Raw genomic sequence first — 19,987 nt, 5'->3', positions numbered from 1 at the left:
GCCCCGCGGGGAGGCCGGCGCCGGGAACGGGGTACGCGGAGTCGCTACGCGTGCGGGACCTCGACCGTGACGTCGCCCACTGTCACGCTCACGATGTCATCGGTGTCCACGATCCGGTCGAAGGACGCGCCCTTGGTGACGTGGGCGTCGTCGCCAAAGCCGCCGGCCCAGGTGGCGTCAAAGCTCGTCCCGTCGGCAAAGCTCACGAACACGGGCAGGTTCAGCTGCGGGAACTCCTGGCTGGCATCCGGCGTGCCCGCAAGGTCGTAGGAGACCAAGACGCCGAGCGGAGAGACGCTGAGCTCCGTCACCGTGACCGAGGCACCCTCGAAGTCGACCGTCTGGCCCACGGGCAGCGCAATCGCCTCGCTCTCGTAGTCGAGCGGGACCTCGAGCTCCCACGTGCCCGTTGCGAGCGGCTCGCCCACAGGCTTCAGCGTCTCCGGGTCGAGCGCGTACAGATCGACGAACTTCACGTACGCGCTGGTGCCCGCGAGACCGCCCTCGCTCTGCGCCCAGCACTGCTGGACGTACTGCACGCTCGCGTCTTCCGGGTCGGCGTCGTAGAAGTACGCGCCCATGCCGCCGCCGGACGCCCCCTCGTTCTCCGGGATCGCGATGTTGGAGAAATCGAGAAGGACCGTCCCCTCGTCGCTGCGCGCCACGCCCTCGAAGAGCGTCGGGTCATCGGGGGTCAGGCTGTAGACGACCACGTAGTGCGTGTCGTCGCCGAGCACGGCATCGGCGGAGACGGTCAGCCCGCCCGCCGCGGCGCTCGCGCCCGCGGGCTGCACGGCGTCGGCGATGGTCTGGGTCTGCGCCGCGTCCTCCCCAAAGACGTCGAGCAGGAAGTCGGCGGCCGCCCCGAGCGCTCCGGTCGCGTACGCCGTCACCACGCCCGCCCCGAGCGCGATCGCGACCCCGGCCGCGACGGCGGCGCGCGGGAGGCGGGCGCGGCGCGGCGCGGCCGCGTGGGAGAGCCTTCCTACCAGCTCGTTCTTCTCGCCCGGCGAGAAGGCCATGCCATCGAGCTCCCTGCGATACTCGTCAAACGTCCCCCTCATCGAGATCATCCCCCTTCAAGAGCTCCCTCAGCTTCGCGCGGCCGCGGCTCAGGCGGGCGGCGGCAGCGTCCTCGCTGCAGTCGCAGGCCCGAGCGATTTCCCTGATCGAGTAGTTCTCGTAGTAGTGGAGGAAGATCGCCTCGCGGTACGCGAGCGGCAGGCGCATGACGGCGCGCAGGACGCGCGTCGTCGTCGCGAGGTCGTGCCCCGGCTCGGGCGCCACCGGCTCCGCGACCTCCTCCAGGGCGAGCGTGGGTCGCGCGGAGCGCCGGCGCAGCAGGTCGCGGCAGAGGTTTGCGCTCACGCTGACCACCCAGGCCCGCTCGTGCTCCGCGCTCTCGAAGGGCTCCCTGCGGCGCAGCAGCCGCAACAGCGTCTCCTGGCACACGTCCTCGGCGTCGGCGCGCGAGCCCAGGTACGTGTAGGCGACGCGCAGGATTAGGTCAGCGTAGGCGTTGACCAGGCGCTCGGCCCGTCTTCTCTCGCGCATCGCACACCCCCGTCCTTCTCGCCTCTACCTACGATACGCACGGAGAGGCAAAACCTGACAGGAGAAGGGCGCCGCGGCGGCAGATTAACGCACAAAATCAAGCACCGGTTTTTATATTCGCAGGTGAAAATAACGCACAAGTACGATTTTGTGCGTTATTTGACCGAGCACGGCCGGGCGAGCGAGAAGAACCCCGCGCCCGCTACGCGCGCGGGAACGTCACGATGATCGTGGTGCCCTTGTCGACCGTGCTCTCCAGCGCGATCTGGGCGCCGTGGTAGGCGGCGGCGTGCTTGACGATCGCGAGACCCAGGCCGGTCCCGCCCATGTCGCGGCTGCGGCCCTTGTCCACGCGGTAGAAGCGCTCGAAGACCTTGTCCTGCGACGCCTCGGGGATGCCGATGCCCGTGTCGGACACGCGCAGGCGCGCCCCGCCGCCCTCGCCCGGCAGCACCCACACGAAGACCTTGCCGCCCGGCCGGTTGTAGCGGATCGCGTTGTCGCAGAGGTTGCTCACGAGCTCGTCGAGCAGGCGCGCGTTGCCGCGCACCATCATCGAGACGCCCTCGACGGAGACGTCGACCCCCGCCGCGCGCGCCTTGGGCGCCAGGCGGTCGGCCACGTCGCGCGCCACGGCGAGCAGGTTCACGCTCTCGGACGGGCCGAAGAGCTCCTGGGAGCCCGCGCGCTCGGACTCGTCGAGCTTGGAGAGGGTGAGGATGTCGCTCACCAGGCTCGAGAGCCGGCGCGCGTCGTCGTAGATGCGCCCCGCGAAGCCGGGGACGTCCTCGGGCTTGGCGATGCCGTCGCGGATGAGCTCGGCCGCGCCCGAGATCGAGGCGATGGGCGTCTTGAGCTCGTGCGTCACGTTGGCGGTGAACTCGCGGCGCAGGTCGGCGGCGTCCTGGATCTGCTCCATGCGGTGCATGAGCTGGCCGTGCTGCTCGTTCAGGCGGCTCACCAGCGGGTCGAGCTCCACGTAGGGGGCCACGCCGTCGCCCGAGGACGGATCGATCTCGAGGATCGGCTGGACGAAGCGACGCGACAGCCGGCGCGAGACGAGCCAGCTCGCCCCCACCAGCACCACGGCGAACAGGGCGAGAAGGACCAGGTCCTGGAAGAGGAACGCCACGACCCCGGCGCGGTCGACCGACAGGCGCACGACCTGCCCGGACTCCAGGCGCTCCGCCTCGTAGAGGCTCATGTAGCCGGCTGTGTCGCTCGCGCGCTCGGAGGACCCCGAGCCCTCGGCGAGCGCGTCGGCCACCTCGGGACGGTCGCCGTGGTTGGGCAGCTCGTCGGCCGGCGCCAGGCTGTCGTAGGTGACGGTGCCGTCGGGGTCGATCAGCGTGGCGCGGATGTCGCCGAGGTCGAGCTCGGAGAGGACGGCCGGGTCGTCGTCGGCGAGGTTGAGCAGAGACGCGATGGTACGACACTCGCCGGCGAGCTGGGTGTGCTCGTCGGCGAGGAAGGCGCTCTGGTAGATGAGGGAGGCGACCACGGTCACGACCACCGCCACGCTCGTGCACGCCACGACGAGCGCGACGAACATGCGGTGCGAGAGCGAGCCCTTGGCCCCCGGCTGTCTGACCACGCTGCCTCCCGTCTAGCCGCGGACGCGATACCCCACGCCGCGTACGGTCTCGATCAGGTCGGAGCTGTCCCCGAGCTTGGCGCGGACCTGTTGAACGTGCACGTCCACGGTGCGCGACCCGCCGTCGAAGTCCCAGCCCCACACGCGCTGGAGCAACGTCTCGCGCGAGAAGACCACGCCGGGCGAGCGCATGAGGAACTCCAGCAGGTCGAACTCGCGCATCGTGAGCTGCACCTCGCGGCCGCCCACGCTGACCTCGCGGCGGTCGGGCCACAGCGTCACGTCGCCGCACATCAGGGAGACGGGCTTCTCGGCCGCCGCGTGCTCGCGGCCGGCGCGGCGCAAAAGCGCGCGCGTGCGGCTCACGACCTCCATCATGCCGAAGGGCTTGGAGAGGTAGTCGTCGGCGCCTCCGTCCAGGGCGCGCACGGTGTCGAGCTCGGTGTCCTTGGCCGTGAGCATCATGACGGGCACGTTCTTGAGGCCGGGGGTGCGACGCAGGCGGGCCAGGATCTCCAGCCCGTCGGCGTCGGGGAGCATGATGTCGAGAAGGACGGCGTCGGGGGTGCGCTCCGCGCAGGCGCGGCGGAACTCCGCGTCGTCGGCGCAGCCCCGGGCCTCGATGCCGCCCTGGCTGAGCGCATAGACCGTGAGCTCGCGGATGTTCTTGTCGTCCTCGACGTAGTAGACCAACGCTTCTCTCCCCACTTCTGCTCTCGACGCGCGAAACCCTAGCGCTGCTGGCTCGCCTTCTCGGCCACCACGTGCTCGCCCGTGACGCGGAAGATCGCCCAGGCGGCCACGCGCTTGGCGAGGTCGCCGATGCGCTCGAAGTACTTGGCCACCATGAGGAGCTCGGGCAGGTACTGCGCGGAGGACTTGCCGGCGCGGATCAGCTCCACGAGCTTGCCCTCCACCTCATCATAAAGCTCGTTGACGCGGTTGTCCTCCTCGACGACGCGCTGAGCACCCTCCACGTCGGATGCGGCGAAGGCGGCGCCGGCCTGCTCGACCATGGCGGCCGCGCACTCGGACATCTCGGTGAACTCGGCGGTGAGCTTCTTTGCCGCCTTGGCCGGGATCTCCTCCACGAGGAAGGCGATGTCGCGCGTCATGCCGTCGATGTGCGTGAGGTCGGAGACGATGCGGAACGCGCCCGAGACGAAGCGCAGGTCCTCGCCGATGAGCGGCTGCTGGAGCAGCATCACGTCAAGGCAGTTCTCCTCGATCGCGTTGCGGAGACGGTCCTCGTTCTTGCGCCCGGACATGACGCCCTCGGCGGCGCCCTTGTCGCCCGTGGCGGCGAGGCCCGCGGCGCGCACGTCGGAGGCGCACTTCTCGGTGAGGCGCCTCAGGTACTCCTCGATGTCGTCGAGCTGCTTGGTGAACTTGGAGCGGGTTGCTGCTGCGGACATTAGCTGAACCTCCCTGATAGGTATTCCTGCGTGCGCTGCTCGCGCGGGTTGGCGAAGAACTCGCGGGTGGGCGCCTCCTCGATGAGCTCACCGAGGTAGAAGAAGACGGTCTTGTCGGCCACGCGGGCGGCCTGCTGCATGTTGTGGGTCACGACGACCACGGTGTGGTCCTGGGAGAGCTCGCTCATGAGCTCCTCGACCATGCTCGTGGAGATGGGGTCGAGCGCCGAGGTGGGCTCGTCCATGAGCAGGACCTCGGGGTCGGTGGCGAGGGCGCGCGCGATGCAGAGGCGCTGCTGCTGGCCGCCGGAGAGGCCCAGACCGCTCTTGTCCAGGTCGTCCTTGACCTCGTCCCAGAGCGCGGCGCGCGTGAGGCAGCGCTCGACGATCTCGTCGGCCTCGTCCTTGGTGAGGCGTCCCATGCGCCGGGGGCCGTAGAGGATGTTCTCGCGGATGCTCATCGGGAACGGGTTGGGGTGCTGGAAGACCATGCCCACGTAGACGCGAAGCGCGTTGGCGTCCATCTTGAAGATGTCCTGGCCGTCGAACTCGATCGTGCCCTCGGTGCGCACGCTCTCCACGAAGTCGCACATGCGGTTGAACGTGCGCAGCAGCGTGGACTTGCCGCAGCCCGAGGGGCCGATGAAGGCCGTGGCACGGTTGCGCGGGATCTCCAGGCTGATGTTCTTGAGGGCCTGGAAGTCGCCGTACCACAGGTCGAAGTCGCGGATGCTGATGGCGGTGTCGGCCCCGTCCAGGGAGCGGTAGACGCTCTCGTTAAGCTCTGTGTCCATGTTCCTCCCCCTAGCCAAAGCGGCCCGTCAGGTAGTCGACGAGGCGCTGGTCGTGCGGGTCCGAGAAGATCTGCTGCGTGGTGCCCGTCTCGATCATGTCGCCCACGTAGAAAAACGCCGTGCGGTCCGAGACGCGCGTGGCCTGCTCCATGTTGTGGGTGACGATGATCTCGCAGATGCCGCTCGCGGCGATGTCGCGGATCGTCTCCTCGATCGCGAACGTGGAGATCGGGTCGAGCGCCGAGCACGGCTCGTCGAAGAGCACCACGTCCGGCTTCATTGCCAGCGTGCGCGCGATGCACAGGCGCTGCTGCTGGCCGCCGGAGAGGGCGTGCGCCGACTGGCGCAGCTTGTCCTTGACCTCGTCCCAGAGCGCCGCCTGCCTCAGCGACGTCTCCACGAGCTCGTCCTCCTCCGCCTTGGTCCGCACGCGCCCGTGCTTCTTGGGGGCAAAGAGGATATTCTCGCGGATCGACTTGCGGAAGGGCGTGGGCTGCTGGAAGACCATGCCGATCGACTTGCGAAGCTCGAAGAGGTTCTCCTTGGGCGTGTTGATGTCGCGGCCGTGGTAGAGGATCTGGCCGCCCACCGAGCAGCGGGGGATCTCGCGGTTCATGAGGTTCAGGCAGCGCAGGAACGTGGACTTGCCGCAGCCGGACGGGCCGATGAGCGCCGTGACCTGGCCGCCCTCAAAGTCGAGCGAGGTCTTGTGCAGGGCCTCATGCGTGAGGTCGTAGGTGACCGTCACGTCCTTGGTGCGCAGCAGCGGGAGGTTCTTCTCGCCCGCAGCCTGGTCCTGGATGGTGGTGGTGTCTGTCATTCGGCGGTCAGCCTCCTCGAGAGGAACTTGCCGAGCAGGCGGGCAAGGATGTTGAACAGGAGCACGCAGGCGAGCAGGATCGTGGCCGTGCCCCAGACGATCTCCGTGGAGCCGGCCGTGGGCTCGGAGGTGAGACGCCAGATGTAGACGGCGAGCGAGCAGGCCGGGCGGAAGATGTTGAAGGGGTTGGTGGGGCTCAGGAAGTTGACGGACGCAAAGTTCAGGCGCGCGGGCGCGGAGCCGGCCGTGAAGATCAGCGCGGCGGCCTCGCCGAAGACGCGGCCCGCAGAGAGCACGATTCCGGTCACGATCGCAGGCATGGCGGCGGGGAGCAGCACGTTGAGCGTGGTCTCCCAGCGCGTGAGACCCATCGCGAGCGCTGCGTCGCGCTGGCTGCGCGGCACGTCCTCGAGCGCCTGCTGGATGGTGCGGACGAGGATGGGGATGTTGAACATCGTGAGGGCGCAGGCGCCGGCGATGATCGAGATTCCCCAGCCGAGCGTCACCACGAAGAACAGCGAGCCGAACATGCCGACCACGATCGAGGGCAGCGACGAGAGCGTCTCGATGGCCGTCTTGGCCGCGGAGGTGACCCAGTTGTCGGGCGCGTACTCCACGAGGAAGATCGCCGCGCCGAGCGAGATGGGCACCGAGATGACGAGCGTCACCAGAAGCAGGTAGAACGAGTCCCACAGCTGGTAGAGGATGCCGGGGAGCACCTCGTCGTTGTAGGGGTTGGTGAGGAACCCGGGGGTGAGCGCGCGGCCGGCGCCGCGGACGATGATGTAGGCGATGATCGAGACGACGAGCAGGATGACCAGGCCCACGATCACGGTGAGGATGCCCGTGGCGATCTTGTCCTGACGGTCGATGCGCGCGACGTGCGCGTCGAGGGAGCGGTTAGCCATTTGCCTTTGCCCCCTTTCGGCCGATGAGGTGGATGATCATGATGAAGACGAGTGACATGACGAGAAGAAGCAGGCCGAGGGTCCACAGGGCGTGGTAGTACTCGGAACCCGAGACCGCGTTGGAGAGGCCGGCCGTGAGCGCCGCCGTGAGCGTGGAGGCCGGGTCGAGAAGACCGGTGGGCATGGAGCGCTCGACGCCGCCGATGACCATCTGGACGGCGAGCGTCTCGCCGAAGGCACGCGTCATGCCGAGGATGACCGCCGTCATGAGCGAGGGCGTGGCGCTCTTGAGGACCACGTTCCAGGTGGTCTGCCAGCGCGTGCAGCCCAGGGCGTAGGAGCCCTCGCGATACTGGTTGGGAACCGCGCGCAGAGCGTCCATCGAGAGCGTGGTGATCGTCGGCAAGATCATGATGGCGAGCACGAGCGCGCCGGAGAGGATGCCCGCGCCGGTGGGCGCGGCGTCGCCGAAGATGGCCTTCACGAGCGAGTTGATCACGTAGAGGCCGAGCACGCCGTAGACGACCGAGGGGATGCCCACCAGAAGCTCGATCACCGGTTGGAAGACGCGGCGGCCAAAGCCGGGCGCGACCTCCACGACAAAGATCGCCGATCCGATGGCGATGGGCAGGGCAAAGAGGGTCGAGAGCAGCGTCACGGCGAAGGAGCCCACGATCATGGGCAGCGCGCCGTAGCGCTCCTGTTCGGGGATCCAGTTCTGGCCGGTGAAGAACGCAATTGGGTCCATGCCGTCGACAAAGAACGTGGAGAGGCCCTGCTGGGCCACCATGAAGATCAGCGTGACGACGACAAGGGCGACGAGCGCGACGCAGAAGCCGGTGATGCCCAGGCCTATGTTCTCGAGCCTCCGCTTGGGCATGAGCTGTGCCATGTGGGAGAGCCTTTCTCGTCAGGGGACGGCGGCGCCCCCGCGCATGGGGGACGCCGCCAACAGGGAATTGGGGTCTGGGTTAGGCGACCGGGGTGACGTTGCCCTCGGCGTCCTTCTGGACCTTCATGTCGCCCATGGGGATGAAGCCCTCCTCCACAACGGTGGCGGCAAAGTCCTCGGAGAGCATGAACTCGATGAAGGCCTTGGTCACGGGCGCGGTGGCCTCGTCCTCGTCGGAGCGGGTGTACATGTGCTCGTAGGCCCAGATCAGGAAGTCGCCGTTCTCGACGTTCTCCTGCGTGGGGTCGATGCCATCGACGGAGAGGGCCTTGATGCCGTCGTTCTCCATGTAGTTGAAGGCGACGTAGGAGATGGAGCCCTCGGTCGCGGCGACCTGCTCGACGACGGTGCCCGAGGAGTCTACCTCGGCGACCGGGCGGAAGCTGTCCGGGGCGGTCTCGCCGGCAAGGACGGCGTTCTCGAAGGTGGCGCGGGTGCCGGAGCCGGCCTCGCGCTGGATGACCTGGATGGCGCCCGCGGTGCCGCCGACCTCGGACCAGTCGGTGATCTGGCCGAGGAAGATGCCCTTGAGCTGGTCGGTCGTGATGTCGTCGACGTCGACGTTGGCGTTCACGATCGGGCCCATGCCGACGATGCAGACCTGGTTGTCGACGAGGTTCTCGAGCTGGTCGGCCTCGAGCTTCTCCTCGGCGAAGACGTCGGAGCGGCCGATCTGGACGGAGCCCTCGGCGACCTGCGAGAGGCCCTGGCCGGAGCCGCCGGCGGAGATGGCGATGGAGACGTCGCCGTTGGCCTCCATGAAGGCATCGGCGGCCTTCTCGACGAGCGGCTGGAAGGAGGTGGCGCCGGAGCAGGAGATGGAGCCGGCGAGCGCGGCGTCGGCGGCGCCCTCGTCACCCTCGGCGGTGGTGTCGGACGCGGTGTTGCCGCCGCAGGCGGCGAGGCCGGCGATGGCGGCGGTGGCGCCAAAGACGCCCATGAACTGACGACGCGTGAGATCAAGCTTGGACATGAACGATCCTTTCCCGTGGATGTGGCCGACGCCCCGCGGGGCTTCGACCGGTTCAGCGAGAATCCTAGGAGGCGCCGCGTCCTTCTCGCCCCTCATTCGCGATGCATTACGGTGGCCTGACAGCTCCTTACAATTGGTTTACAGAGCACCTTACAAACGGCGCCGAATTGTAAGCTTCCGTTCGCCGACTCTTCTCACCTGCGGGTTCTACCGTTCGGCGGACCCTTACAAAGGTCCTTCTCGTCTCCCGCGCCCTCCGTTTGTGGATGGTTTGTCAGGTACCGAGCGAATATCGCAAGGTACCTTGAAATCTCCCCCGCCGCGCCTCAAAATGACCCCTTGTCGAAAGGAGTCACATGAAGAAGAAAGAAGATGGGAAGGAGCTCACGGGCCGCGAGATCGCCCGCATCATCGGCGGCAGCATCCGCGAGTTCAAGGGGGCCTCGATCGCCACGCCGATCATCGTCTCGGGCGAGGTCGTGATGGAGGTGGCGATCCCCTTCGTCACCGCCCAGCTGATCAACGCCATCCAGGCCGGCGCCACGCTCGCCGACATGCTCCCCTACGCGCTGCAGCTCGTGCTCATGGCGCTCGCGTCGCTCGCCTTTGGCATCGGCGCCGGCATCACCTGCAGCCAGGCCTCCTGCGGCCTGGCGATGAACCTGCGCCACGACGTCTTTGCCGCGGTGCAGCGCTTCAGCTTCGCCAACATCGACCAGTTCTCGTCGAGCTCGCTGGTGACGCGCCTCACCACGGACATCACCAACGTCCAGCTCGCCTACATGATGATCATCCGAACCGCCATCCGCTGCCCGTTCCTTCTGCTCGCGGGCATCGTCATGGCGTTCATCATGGCCGGCCCGCTCGCCCTGGTCTTTGTGATCATCGTGCCGATCCTGGGCTTTGGCCTCTACAAGGTCGTTCGCACCGTGCACCCGATCTTCCGCTCGGTCTTCCACAAGTACGACGCCCTCAACGAGTCCATCGAGGAGAACGTCACCGGCATGCGCGACGTCAAGAGCTACGTGCGCCAGGACTACGAGAAGGAGAAGTTCGGCCGCGCCGCCCAGGACGTCTGCGCCGACTTCACCCGCGCCGAGAAGATCCTCGCGCTCAACACGCCGATGATGAACTTCGCGGTCTACACGGTCTTCGCCGTGACCCTGCAGTTTGGCAGCTACCTCATCATCTCCAGCCAGGGCACGCTGCTGAACGTCGGCCAGCTCTCGGCACTGACCACCTACGGCTTCATGATCCTCATGGCGCTCATGATGGTCTCGATGGTCTTCGCCATGATCACGATGGCCCAGGAGAGCGCCGAGCGCATCTGCGAGGTCCTCACGACCGAGCCCACGATCAAGAACCCCGCCCACCCCGAGACAGAGATGGCAGACGGCTCGATCGACTTCGACAACGTGACGTTCAAGTACTCCGAGAAGGCCGAGCACCGCGCCCTCGCCGAGATCGACCTGCACATCAAGAGCGGCGAGACGATCGGCATCATGGGCGGCACCGGTTCCGCCAAGACCTCGCTCGTGAACCTCATCAGCCGCCTCTACGACGTCACCGAGGGCTCCGTCAAGGTCGGCGGCGTCGACGTGCGCGACTACGACCTCGAGTTCCTGCGCAACAACGTCGCCGTGGTGTTGCAGAAGAACGTGCTCTTCTCGGGCACCATCAAGGAGAACCTGCGCTGGGGCAACGCAGACGCCACCTACGACGAGCTCGTGGAGGTCTGCAAGCTCGCCCAGGCCGACGAGTTCATCCAGGGCCTGCCCAAGCAGTACGACTACTACATCGAGCAGGGCGGCACCAACGTCTCCGGCGGTCAGAAGCAGCGCCTGTGCATCGCGCGAGCCCTGCTCAAGCACCCCAAGGTCCTGATCCTGGACGACTCCACCTCGGCGGTGGACACCAAGACCGACGCGCTGATCCGCGAGGGCCTCAAGACCTACCTGCCCGAGGCCACCAAGATCATCATCGCCCAGCGCGTGAGCTCGGTGCAGGACGCCGATCGCATCCTCGTGCTGGACAACGGCCACATCGCCGGGCTCGGCACCCACGAGGAGCTCCTCGAGAGCTGCCCGTTCTACCGCGACACCTACCTCGCGCAGAGCCGCACGAGCCAGGAGGCCGAGAAGGACGACGCGCCCGCGGACGCACCGTCCGTGGAGGGAGGTGAGGCCGATGGCCGCTAGGAACAACTCCGCCGAGAGCATCCTCAAGAACGTCACCGGCTCCAACCAGCCGACCGAGCCCGAGCGCGAGCCGGAGCGCCAGAACGTCGCCGGCCGCCAGGTGCCGCAGCAGCGCCGCCGCGGCGGGCGCGGCAAGACGCTCGGACGCCTCATCAGGACGCTCTTCTCGTTCTATCCCAAGATGCTGCCCCTCGTCATCCTCTGCATCGTGGTCTCCGCCGTGCTCTCGGCCCTGCCCGCCACGTTCATGCAGCGGACGCTCGAGATCGTGACCGCCAACTGGGAGAGCGGCGACTGGGAGTCCGTCGCCGGCCAGGTGGGCTCGCTCGTGCTCACGCTCGTCGGCATCTACGTGGTCTCGCTCGTCCTCAACTTCACCTGGACCCGCGCGATGGCGATCATCACGCAGGGCTCGCTCGAGAAGTTCCGCGAGCAGCTCTTTGGCCACATGCAGGACCTGCCGATCAGCTACTTTGACCAGCACCAGCGCGGCGACATCATGAGCCACTACACCAACGACATCGACGCCCTGCGCCAGATGATCGGCCAGTCGCTGCCCAACATCACGCTGACGTTCGTCACCTGCGTCTCGGTCATCTCCGTCATGGTCTACTACAGCGTGTGGATGTGCCTCGTCGTCGTGGCGGGCGTGCTCTTCATGGCCTACATGACCAAGCAGCTCGGCGGGCGCTCCGCACGCAACTTCGTGGCGCAGCAGAAGGAGATCGGCATCGTCGAGGGCCACGTCGAGGAGGTCATGAACGGCCAGCGCGTGGTCAAGGTCTTCTGCCACGAGGATGCCGCGCAGGAGGACTTCGACGTGCGCAACCGCCGCCTCTTCGAGGCGAGCCGCGCCGCGAACATGTACACCAACACGCTCGGCCCGATCCTCATGAACCTCGGCAACCTGATCTACGTCATCGTGGCGCTGGTGGGCGGTGTGTTCATCGAGACCGGCGTGCCCAACCTCTCCATCTCGGGCCTGCCCTTCTCGATTGCCGTCACGGTGCCGTTCCTCAACATGACCAAGCAGTTCGCCGGCCAGATCGGCCAGATCTCCCAGCAGATCAACTCCGTCGTCATGGGCCTCGCCGGCGCCGAGCGCATCTTCGAGCTCATGGACGAGCCGGTCGAGCACGACGAGGGCTACGTCGAGCTCGTGGCCTGCACGATCGACCGCGACGGCAACGTCCGCGAGTGCGACCGCCGCGCGCACGACTGGGCCGGCCAGTGGGCGTGGCGCCACCCGCACGGCGACGGCTCGCTCACCTACACCCCGCTCGCCGGCGACGTGCGCCTCTTCGACGTGGACTTTGCCTACCGCCCGGGCCACACGGTCCTGCACGACGTGAGCGTCTGGGCAAAGCCCGGCCAGAAGGTCGCCTTCGTCGGCGCCACCGGCGCGGGCAAGACCACGATTACCAACCTCATCAACCGCTTCTACGACATCGCCGACGGCAAGATCCGCTACGACGGCATCAACATCAACAAGATCAAGAAGCCGGACCTGCGCCGCTCGCTCGGCGTGGTGCTCCAGGACGTGAACCTGTTCACGGGCACCGTCATGGACAACATCCGCTTTGGCCGGCTCGACGCCTCCGACGAGGAGTGCATGGCGGCGGCGCGCCTGGTGGGCGCCGACGGCTTCATCAAGCGCCTGCCCGAGGGCTACAACACCATGCTGACCGACAACGGCTCCAACCTGTCGCAGGGCCAGCGCCAGCTGCTCTCAATCGCGCGCTGCGCCGTCGCAGACCCGCCAGTGATGATCCTCGACGAGGCAACGTCCTCGATCGACACCCACACCGAGGAGATCGTCCAGCGCGGCATGGACGCGCTCATGACCGGTCGCACCACGTTCGTGATCGCACACCGCCTCTCCACGGTGCGCAACTCCGACGCGATCATCGTCCTGGACCACGGCCGCATCATCGAGCGCGGCACCCACGACGAGCTGATCGCCAAGAAAGGCACGTACTACCAGCTCTACACCGGCGCCTTCGAGCTCGAGTAGCGAGCGACAAGAACGCGTCCTCCCCCGGCGCCCCGCCCGCACCCCGCGGACGGGGCGCCCTCTCATATCGCGCAATCCGCGATCCCCGCCCTTGTCCGCCAGCGCTCCAGGAAACTCCGCCCTTGTCCGCACGCAATCCAGAAATCGCCGCCCTTGTCCGCAAGTGCTCCGGAAATCCCGGCCCTTGTCCGCAACCGTTCCGAGAATCCCGGCCCTTGTCCGCACCCGACGCTTCTCCCCCGTACAAGGACGCGAGTTCCTAGACGTCCGCGTGACAAGGGCGGCAGTTCTTAGAAAGGCGGCAGACAAGGGCGGCGATTTCTGGGGGCTGGGGCGACAAGGGCGGCGTTTTCTAGATCGCGCGCGGACAAGGGCGGCGATTCCCGGGACCGGGGCGACAAGGGCCCGCGTCTCTAGGCAAGAGGCGACAAGAACAGGTCCTTCTCAGGATATCGCAAGGTACCATGTAAATATCGCATGGTACCTTGACATTCTCTTGTCAGCGTCGCAGAGTTGTGGGTGCCCAACGAACGAGAAAGGAAGCAACCGTGTGCGAACCGGACACACAGCCAGGCACCGAGCTGCAGATTCTCCGCAGGCTCGGGTACTTTGGCTACTACCTTCACACGCACTGGGGCGGCCGCAACGGCAAGCAGCACATCCTCGTGGAGCTGCTCGCCCATGACGGGCGCATGACCCAGCGAGACCTCCAGGAGGCGTCGTGCATCACGTCCGCCTCGCTCTCCGAGGTCGTGACCAAGCTCGAGACGGAGGGGTTGATCCTGCGCGAGCGCTCCGAGACCGACCGCCGCCAGCTCACCCTCACGCTGACCGACGAGGGCACGCGCCGCGCCCGCGCCTTCATCGAGAGCCGCCGGGAGTTCGAGCAGCTCGCCTTTGACTTCCTGACGCCCGCCGAGAAGGACCGTCTCCTCGAGACGCTCGACCGCGTGGCCGAGCGCTGGGAGGAGATCGAGGCCAGCAAGCGAGAGGAGGCCGCATGCAGCAGGAGCTAGCCGCGGACCAGCAGTTCGAGAAGACCGCCGCGCACATGACCTACCCTCAGATCATGCACCGCCTCATGGGGAGCATCCGCCAGTACAAGGGCGCCGCTATCGCCACTCCCCTGCTCGTCCTGGGCGAGGTCGTCTTCGAGGTGCTGATACCGCTTCTCACCGCCGACCTCATCGACGCGATCAAGGCCGGCGCCGACCTCTCGGAGATCCTCTCCACGGGAGGCCTTCTCGCCCTCATGGCCCTCATCTCGCTCGCCTTTGGCGCGGCGGCGGGCCTCACCTGCGCGAAGGCGTCGGTCGGCTTTGCCAAGAACCTCCGCAAGGACATGTTCTACAACATCCAGACGTTCTCCTTCGCAGTGATCGACCGCTTCTCCAGCTCCTCGCTCGTGACGCGCCTCACCACCGACGTCATGAACGTGCAGATGGCCTACATGATGCTCATCCGCACCGCCATCCGCTCGCCGTTCATGCTCGTCGGCGCCTTCATCGCCGCCTACACGATGGCGGGCTGGCTCGCCGTGGTCTTCGTCGTGGTGATCCCGGTGCTGGCCGTGGCCCTTCTCGCCGTGGTGCGCAAGGTCACGCCCATCTTCCGCCGCATCTTCCGCAAGTACGACGCCCTGAACGAGCGCGCCGAGGAGAACCTCTCCGGCATCCGCGTGGTCAAGAGCTACGTCCGCGAGGACTACGAGAAGCAGCGCTACGACGCGGCCGCCAGCGAGGTCCAGCGCGACTTCACGCATGCCGAGCGCATCCTCGCCCTCAACGCGCCGATCATGAACTTCTGCGTCTACACCGTCATGGTGTTCGTGATCTACGTGGGCTCCTACGCCATCGTCTCCACGCGCGGCGAGCTTCTGGACGTGGGCCAGTTCTCGTCGCTCATCACCTACGGCTTCATGATGCTCATGAGCCTCATGATGCTCTCGATGATCTTCGCCATGGTCGTCATGAGCGAGGAGAACGCGCGCCGCATCTTCGAGGTGCTCGACGCCAAGACCACGATCGAGCAGCCCGAGGACCCCGTGCTCGAGGTCGCGGACGGCTCGATCGACTTCGACCACGTGGGCTTCTCCTACAAGGGCGACAAGGACCACGAGGCCCTGCGCGACGTCGACCTGCACATCAAGAGCGGCGAGGTCATCGGCGTGATCGGCTCGACGGGCTCGGCCAAGTCCACGCTCGTCCAGCTCATCCCGCGCCTCTACGACGTCACCGAGGGCACCGTGCGCGTGGGCGGCGTCGACGTGCGCGACTACGACCTCGACACGCTGCGCAACGCCGTGGCGATGGTGCTCCAGAAGAACGTGCTCTTCTCGGGCACCATCAAGGACAACCTGCGCTGGGGCAAGCAGGATGCCACCGACGAGGAGATCGTCGAGGCCGCGCGCCTGGCTCAGGCCGACGAGTTCGTCCAGACCTTCCCCGACAAGTACGACACCCACATCGAGCAGGGCGGCACCAACGTCTCCGGCGGCCAGAAGCAGCGCCTGTGCATCGCGCGCGCCCTGCTCAAGAGCCCGAAGATCCTCATCCTCGACGACTCCACGAGCGCCGTCGACACCAAGACGGACAAGCTCATCCGCGAGGGCTTCAGGAGCTACCTGCCCGAGACGACCAAGATCATCATCGCGCAGCGCACCTCCAGCGTGGAGGACGCCGACCGAATCGTGGTCATGGAATCCGGCCGCATCAACGACGTGGGCACCCACGAGGAGCTGCTGCGCCGCAACGCGATCTACCGCGAGGTCTACCTCTCGCAGAACAAGCAGAGCCATGACGAGAAGGACCTCGACGAGCTGGAGGTGAGCGAGGATGGCCGATAAGCCCACCGCGCGCGGCCGCGCCCCCAAGTCGATCGGGCGCACGGCGCTGCGCGTCCTCAAGATGCTGAGGAAGTTCTACCCCGTGATGCTGCCGACCGTCCTGGTCTGCATCCTCGTGCAGTGCGTCGTCCAGGCGACGCCCAACATCTTCATGGAGCGCTGCCTCACCGTCGTCGGCGAGTTCTGGGAGAGCGGCGACTGGGCCGCCGCCCAGCCGCAGGTGTTCAAGAACGCCGCGATCCTCGCCCTCATGTACCTCCTGAGCCTGATCTGCAACGCCGTGTGGCAGCAGCTCATGGCCATCCTCACCCAGGGCGCGCTCAAGAAGTTCCGCTGCCTGATGTTCGACCACATGCAGGACCTGCCGATCCGCTACTTTGACACGCACCCGCACGGCGACGTCATGAGCTACTACACCAACGACGTCGACGCGCTGCGCCAGATGATCGCGCAGTCGCTGCCGCAGCTCTTCCTGACGATGCTCATGCTGATCTCCGTGGGCTGCATCATGGTCTACTACAGCCTGCCGCTGACGCTCGTCGTGGTGGGCGGCGCCGCGGTGATGGCCCTTCTCGCCAAGACGCTCGCCGGGCGGTCCGCGAAGAACTTCCTGCGGACGCAGCGCGCCGTCGCCACCGTCGAGGGCCACGTCGAGGAGGTCATGAACGGCGAGAAGGTCGTCAAGGTCTTCTGTCACGAGCGCCAGACCGAGGCCGCCTTCGACGAGCTGAACGACGAGCTCGAGGCCGCGGCGCGCGCGGCGAACTCCTACGCCAACACGCTCATGCCGATCCTCATGAACATGGGCAACCTGCTCTACGTGGTCGTTGCCGTGGCGAGCGGCGTCTTCCTCGTGACGGGCATCCCCAACCCGTCGATCTCTGGGCTTCCGCTCTCGATCGCCGTGGCGGTGCCGTTCCTCAACATGACCAAGCAGTTCGCCAACCAGATCGGGCAGATCTCCAACCAGGTGAACTCCGTCGTCATGGGCCTGGCCGGCGCCGAGCGCATCTTCGAGCTGCTCGACGAGCCCATCGAGGAGGACGAGGGCTACGTCGAGCTCGTGGCCTGCACGATCGACCGCGACGGCACCGTCCGCGAGTGCGACCGCCGGGCGCACGACTGGGCCGGCCAGTGGGCGTGGCGCCACCCGCACCAGGCCGACGGCAGCGTGACCTACACCCCGCTCGCCGGCGACGTGCGCCTCTTCGACGTGGACTTTGCCTACGAGCCGGGCCACACCGTGCTCCACAACGTCTCGCTCTACGCCAAGCCCGGCCAGAAGGTCGCCTTCGTGGGCGCCACCGGCGCGGGCAAGACCACGATCACGAACCTGCTGAACCGCTTCTACGACATCGCCGACGGCAAGATCCGCTACGACGGCATCAACATCAACAAGATCAAGAAGCCGGACCTGAGGCGGTCCCTGGGCGTCGTCCTGCAGGACGTGAACCTGTTCACGGGCACGGTCATGGACAACATCCGCTACGGTCGCCTCGACGCGACGGACGAGGAGTGCATCGCCGCCGCGCGCCTGGCCGGCGCCGACGACTTCGTGCGGCGTCTGCCCGACGGCTACGACACGATGCTCACCGACAACGGCGCCGCGCTGAGCCAAGGCCAGCGCCAGCTGCTCTCGATCGCGCGCGCCGCGGTGGCGGACCCGCCGGTCATGGTGCTTGACGAGGCCACGTCCTCGATCGACACGCGCACCGAGGCCATCGTGCAGCGCGGCATGGACGCGCTCATGACCGGGCGCACCACGTTCGTGATCGCGCACCGCCTGAGCACCGTCCGCAACTCCGACGTCATCATCGTCCTGGACCACGGCCGCATCATCGAGCGCGGCACCCACGACGAGCTGATCGCCAAGAAGGGCACGTACTACCAGCTCTACACCGGCGCCTTCGAGCTCGAGTAGCGAGCGACAAGAACGCGTCCTCCCCCGGCGCCCCGCCCGCACCCCGCGGACGGGGTGCCCTCTCATGTCGCGCGGTTCCGGGAATCCCCGCCCTTGTCCGCCGCCGCTCCGAGAATCCCCGCCCTTGTCGCCCGCGCTTCTAGGAATCCCGGCCCTTGTCGCCCGGCGTTCCGGAAATCCCGGCCCTTGTCCGCGCTCGACGGCCCCCTCCCGTACAAGGACGCGATTTCCTAGACGAGTACGTGGCAAGGGCGCGATTTCCTCGATCGCCCGCGGACAAGGGCAGCGATTCATAGAAGGGCGACAGACAACGGCGGCTTTTCCTAGGCCGTGCGATGCCAAGGGCGCGAGTTCCTAGACGCCCACGCGACAAGGGCGGCGATTCCCGGATCGTTCTTCTCGCCGGGCGACAAGAACCGTCTAAGGTTGGCAGGCGCCAGCCCAAGCCAGTGCGGGCCACGGTGCTTTCGCCCGTCCTGCGAACGGAGCCGTCTCCCCCGCCGAACGCGCTCTCGAGCACCCTGACGAAGCGTCGCGCGCGCTGTGGGACAATCGCAAAATGCTGGGAAGATGCCCCGCCCTGAAAGACAGCCGGAAGACCGCCGTCAGTTTACGGAACAACATTTTCGCAGGTAGACAACTACATGGTGTCGCATGCGATAGGGTGTTCCCATGTCTACGTTACTCTCACATACCACCGCGCTCGAGGCCCTCAGGGGCATCTCGCTGAAGCGGCGGCTCGAGCGCGGCGAGCGGGAAAGCGCACCGCTGCCGGAGAGCTCGCCCAGCAAGGGCGACATCGAGGCCGTCCATGACCGGTTCCCGCAGCTCACGCTGCCGATTCACGTCTGCGCGTCGCGTCGGGCCCATGTCCTCTCGCCGCAGCTCGCGTGCGTGCATCGCTCGCGCGTTCCGCTCCCCGTCGGCTCCGCAATCAGGCTCTCCGACGACGTCTACTGCTCCTCCCCCGAGCACCTCGTCGTCCAGATGGCACCGTCGCTCACCCGGTTGGAGCTCATTTTCCTCCTCGGCGAGCTCCTGGGCACCTATGCCATCGCGCCTGACAGCGAGGACGGGATGTTCGAGCGTCGAGTGCCCCTCACGACCCGCGAGCGAATCCTAACCCACCTCGACGCACTCGGCCCGGTCCCCGGAACGGCGCAGGTCCGCTCCGCGCTTGCCGAGGCCTGCGAGGGGTCGGCCTCCCCCTACGAGACGCGTCTCTCCATGCGCCTCGGGCTCAAGCCGTCACTCGGTGGCTACCACCTGCGCGTCCTCTCCATGAACGCCCCGCTCGAGGTCATGCGCATCGGGTCGGCGCTCGGCCCGGGCGTGAGGAGACCGGACGTCCTGCTCGGAGCCACGAGCGTGCACGCCCCCTTCTCCGGCGTCTCGTTCGACTACAACGGAGGGATCCACAAGACACCCGAGACCTTCGAGCGCGACGCACGGCGCCAGAACGAGATGCTCGCGGTGAACTTCAAGAACTACGTGCTCACCAAGGCCCTCTACGACGACCTCGACTACATGGACGACATCGTGGCGCTGGCACGGGCAGACCTCGGCATGAACGCACCGCACCTCACCAGAGACGAGGCGGCGAGCAGGCGGGCGAGACGTGCGTGGCTGCACGACGAGCTCGAGCTCATCGACGGCATCCACTGGAACGGTCGCGAGCGCGAGCGTCGCGCGACGTTGGTGGCCTCGTACGAGGAGCCGCATCTCGAGACGGTCCCCGTCGAGGCGTACGGGCTCGGGTAGGGTGGGCCCTCCGAGAATCGCGGACCTTGTCGTCGTGCGATCTAGAAATCGTGGCCCTTGTCAGCAGACGGCCTGGGAATTGCCGCCCTTGTCCCGTGGCGCTCTAAAGAATGCCGCCCTTGTACGAACCGGATGGCAGTTCGACGGACAAGGGCGGCGATTCTTGGAGGGGGTCAGGACAAGGGCGGCGTTTCCTAGAAGGTCTGGCGACAAGGACGGCTATTTCTGGAGGGGGTCA

The 19,987-nt window shown here is 67.0% G+C and carries 16 protein-coding genes; 6 read left to right on the top strand and 10 right to left on the bottom strand.

The annotated features are described in order from the left end of the window. Window positions 1–44: 44 nt before the first annotated feature. The 10 genes from B5F73_RS00645 to B5F73_RS00600 form a co-directional block, all read right to left on the bottom strand. Window positions 45–1,064: a hypothetical protein gene (locus B5F73_RS00645; RefSeq protein WP_158094733.1), complete on the bottom strand. Its 1,020-nt coding sequence runs from the start codon at window positions 1,062–1,064 to the stop codon at window positions 45–47. Continuing rightward, window positions 1,048–1,554: a sigma-70 family RNA polymerase sigma factor gene (locus B5F73_RS00640; protein ID WP_087224905.1), complete on the bottom strand. Its 507-nt coding sequence runs from the start codon at window positions 1,552–1,554 to the stop codon at window positions 1,048–1,050. Before B5F73_RS00640 ends, B5F73_RS00645 begins: the two co-directional genes overlap by 17 nt. A gap of 202 nt (window positions 1,555–1,756) precedes the next feature. After that, window positions 1,757–3,148: an ATP-binding protein gene (locus tag B5F73_RS00635; RefSeq protein WP_087224902.1), complete on the bottom strand. Its 1,392-nt coding sequence runs from the start codon at window positions 3,146–3,148 to the stop codon at window positions 1,757–1,759. A 12-nt stretch (window positions 3,149–3,160) separates the two neighbouring features. Next, on the bottom strand, window positions 3,161–3,841 hold the full coding sequence (locus B5F73_RS00630) for a response regulator transcription factor (protein WP_087224899.1): 681 nt from the start codon (window positions 3,839–3,841) through the stop codon (window positions 3,161–3,163). 38 nt (window positions 3,842–3,879) lie between these two features. After that, complete coding sequence (gene phoU, locus B5F73_RS00625; RefSeq protein WP_087224896.1) at window positions 3,880–4,563, bottom strand: phosphate signaling complex protein PhoU; 684 nt, start codon at window positions 4,561–4,563, stop codon at window positions 3,880–3,882. Then, window positions 4,563–5,357, bottom strand: coding sequence for a phosphate ABC transporter ATP-binding protein PstB (gene pstB, locus B5F73_RS00620; protein ID WP_087224893.1), 795 nt, complete (start codon window positions 5,355–5,357; stop codon window positions 4,563–4,565). Before pstB ends, phoU begins: the two co-directional genes overlap by 1 nt. A 10-nt stretch (window positions 5,358–5,367) precedes the next feature. Beyond that, window positions 5,368–6,177 (bottom strand): phosphate ABC transporter ATP-binding protein, encoded by an 810-nt coding sequence (locus tag B5F73_RS00615; RefSeq protein WP_087224890.1) that lies wholly within the window; start codon window positions 6,175–6,177, stop codon window positions 5,368–5,370. Beyond that, on the bottom strand, window positions 6,174–7,085 hold the full coding sequence (gene pstA, locus B5F73_RS00610; protein ID WP_087224887.1) for a phosphate ABC transporter permease PstA: 912 nt from the start codon (window positions 7,083–7,085) through the stop codon (window positions 6,174–6,176). The genes B5F73_RS00615 and pstA overlap by 4 nt, the downstream gene beginning before the upstream one ends. Next, the gene (gene pstC, locus B5F73_RS00605) at window positions 7,078–7,977 is read right to left on the bottom strand and encodes a phosphate ABC transporter permease subunit PstC (RefSeq protein WP_087224884.1); all 900 of its coding nucleotides are present in this window, start codon (window positions 7,975–7,977) and stop codon (window positions 7,078–7,080) included. The genes pstA and pstC overlap by 8 nt, the downstream gene beginning before the upstream one ends. A gap of 79 nt (window positions 7,978–8,056) precedes the next feature. Then, window positions 8,057–9,010 (bottom strand): phosphate ABC transporter substrate-binding protein, encoded by a 954-nt coding sequence (locus B5F73_RS00600; RefSeq protein ID WP_087224880.1) that lies wholly within the window; start codon window positions 9,008–9,010, stop codon window positions 8,057–8,059. Between the two features lie 356 nt (window positions 9,011–9,366). Between B5F73_RS00600 and B5F73_RS00595 the strand changes: the two genes are divergently transcribed. The 6 genes from B5F73_RS00595 to B5F73_RS00570 all read left to right on the top strand — a co-directional run bounded on the left by B5F73_RS00595 (window position 9,367) and on the right by B5F73_RS00570 (window position 19,749). After that, entirely contained in the window at window positions 9,367–11,208 is a 1,842-nt protein-coding gene (locus B5F73_RS00595; protein WP_087224877.1) for an ABC transporter ATP-binding protein, read from the top strand. Next, window positions 11,198–13,222, top strand: coding sequence for an ABC transporter ATP-binding protein (locus B5F73_RS00590; protein WP_087224874.1), 2,025 nt, complete (start codon window positions 11,198–11,200; stop codon window positions 13,220–13,222). Before B5F73_RS00595 ends, B5F73_RS00590 begins: the two co-directional genes overlap by 11 nt. 548 nt (window positions 13,223–13,770) lie before the next feature. Next, entirely contained in the window at window positions 13,771–14,238 is a 468-nt protein-coding gene (locus B5F73_RS00585) for a MarR family transcriptional regulator (RefSeq protein WP_087224871.1), read from the top strand. Window positions 14,239–14,303: 65 nt separating this feature from the next. Beyond that, a complete protein-coding gene (locus B5F73_RS00580; protein WP_239379766.1) occupies window positions 14,304–16,067 on the top strand; it encodes an ABC transporter ATP-binding protein in 1,764 nt (587 codons plus the stop codon). Continuing rightward, a complete protein-coding gene (locus tag B5F73_RS00575) occupies window positions 16,057–17,988 on the top strand; it encodes an ABC transporter ATP-binding protein (protein ID WP_087224868.1) in 1,932 nt (643 codons plus the stop codon). The genes B5F73_RS00580 and B5F73_RS00575 overlap by 11 nt, the downstream gene beginning before the upstream one ends. 672 nt (window positions 17,989–18,660) lie before the next feature. Continuing rightward, entirely contained in the window at window positions 18,661–19,749 is a 1,089-nt protein-coding gene (locus tag B5F73_RS00570) for a hypothetical protein (protein ID WP_087224865.1), read from the top strand. Window positions 19,750–19,987: the final 238 nt, after the last annotated feature.

The sequence above is a fragment of the Olsenella sp. An270 genome, from assembly GCF_002159735.1.
GTDB lineage: Bacteria > Actinomycetota > Coriobacteriia > Coriobacteriales > Atopobiaceae > Thermophilibacter.
Note: the sequence above shows the minus strand (reverse complement) of the source record. Positions and strands in the feature narration are given on the sequence as shown.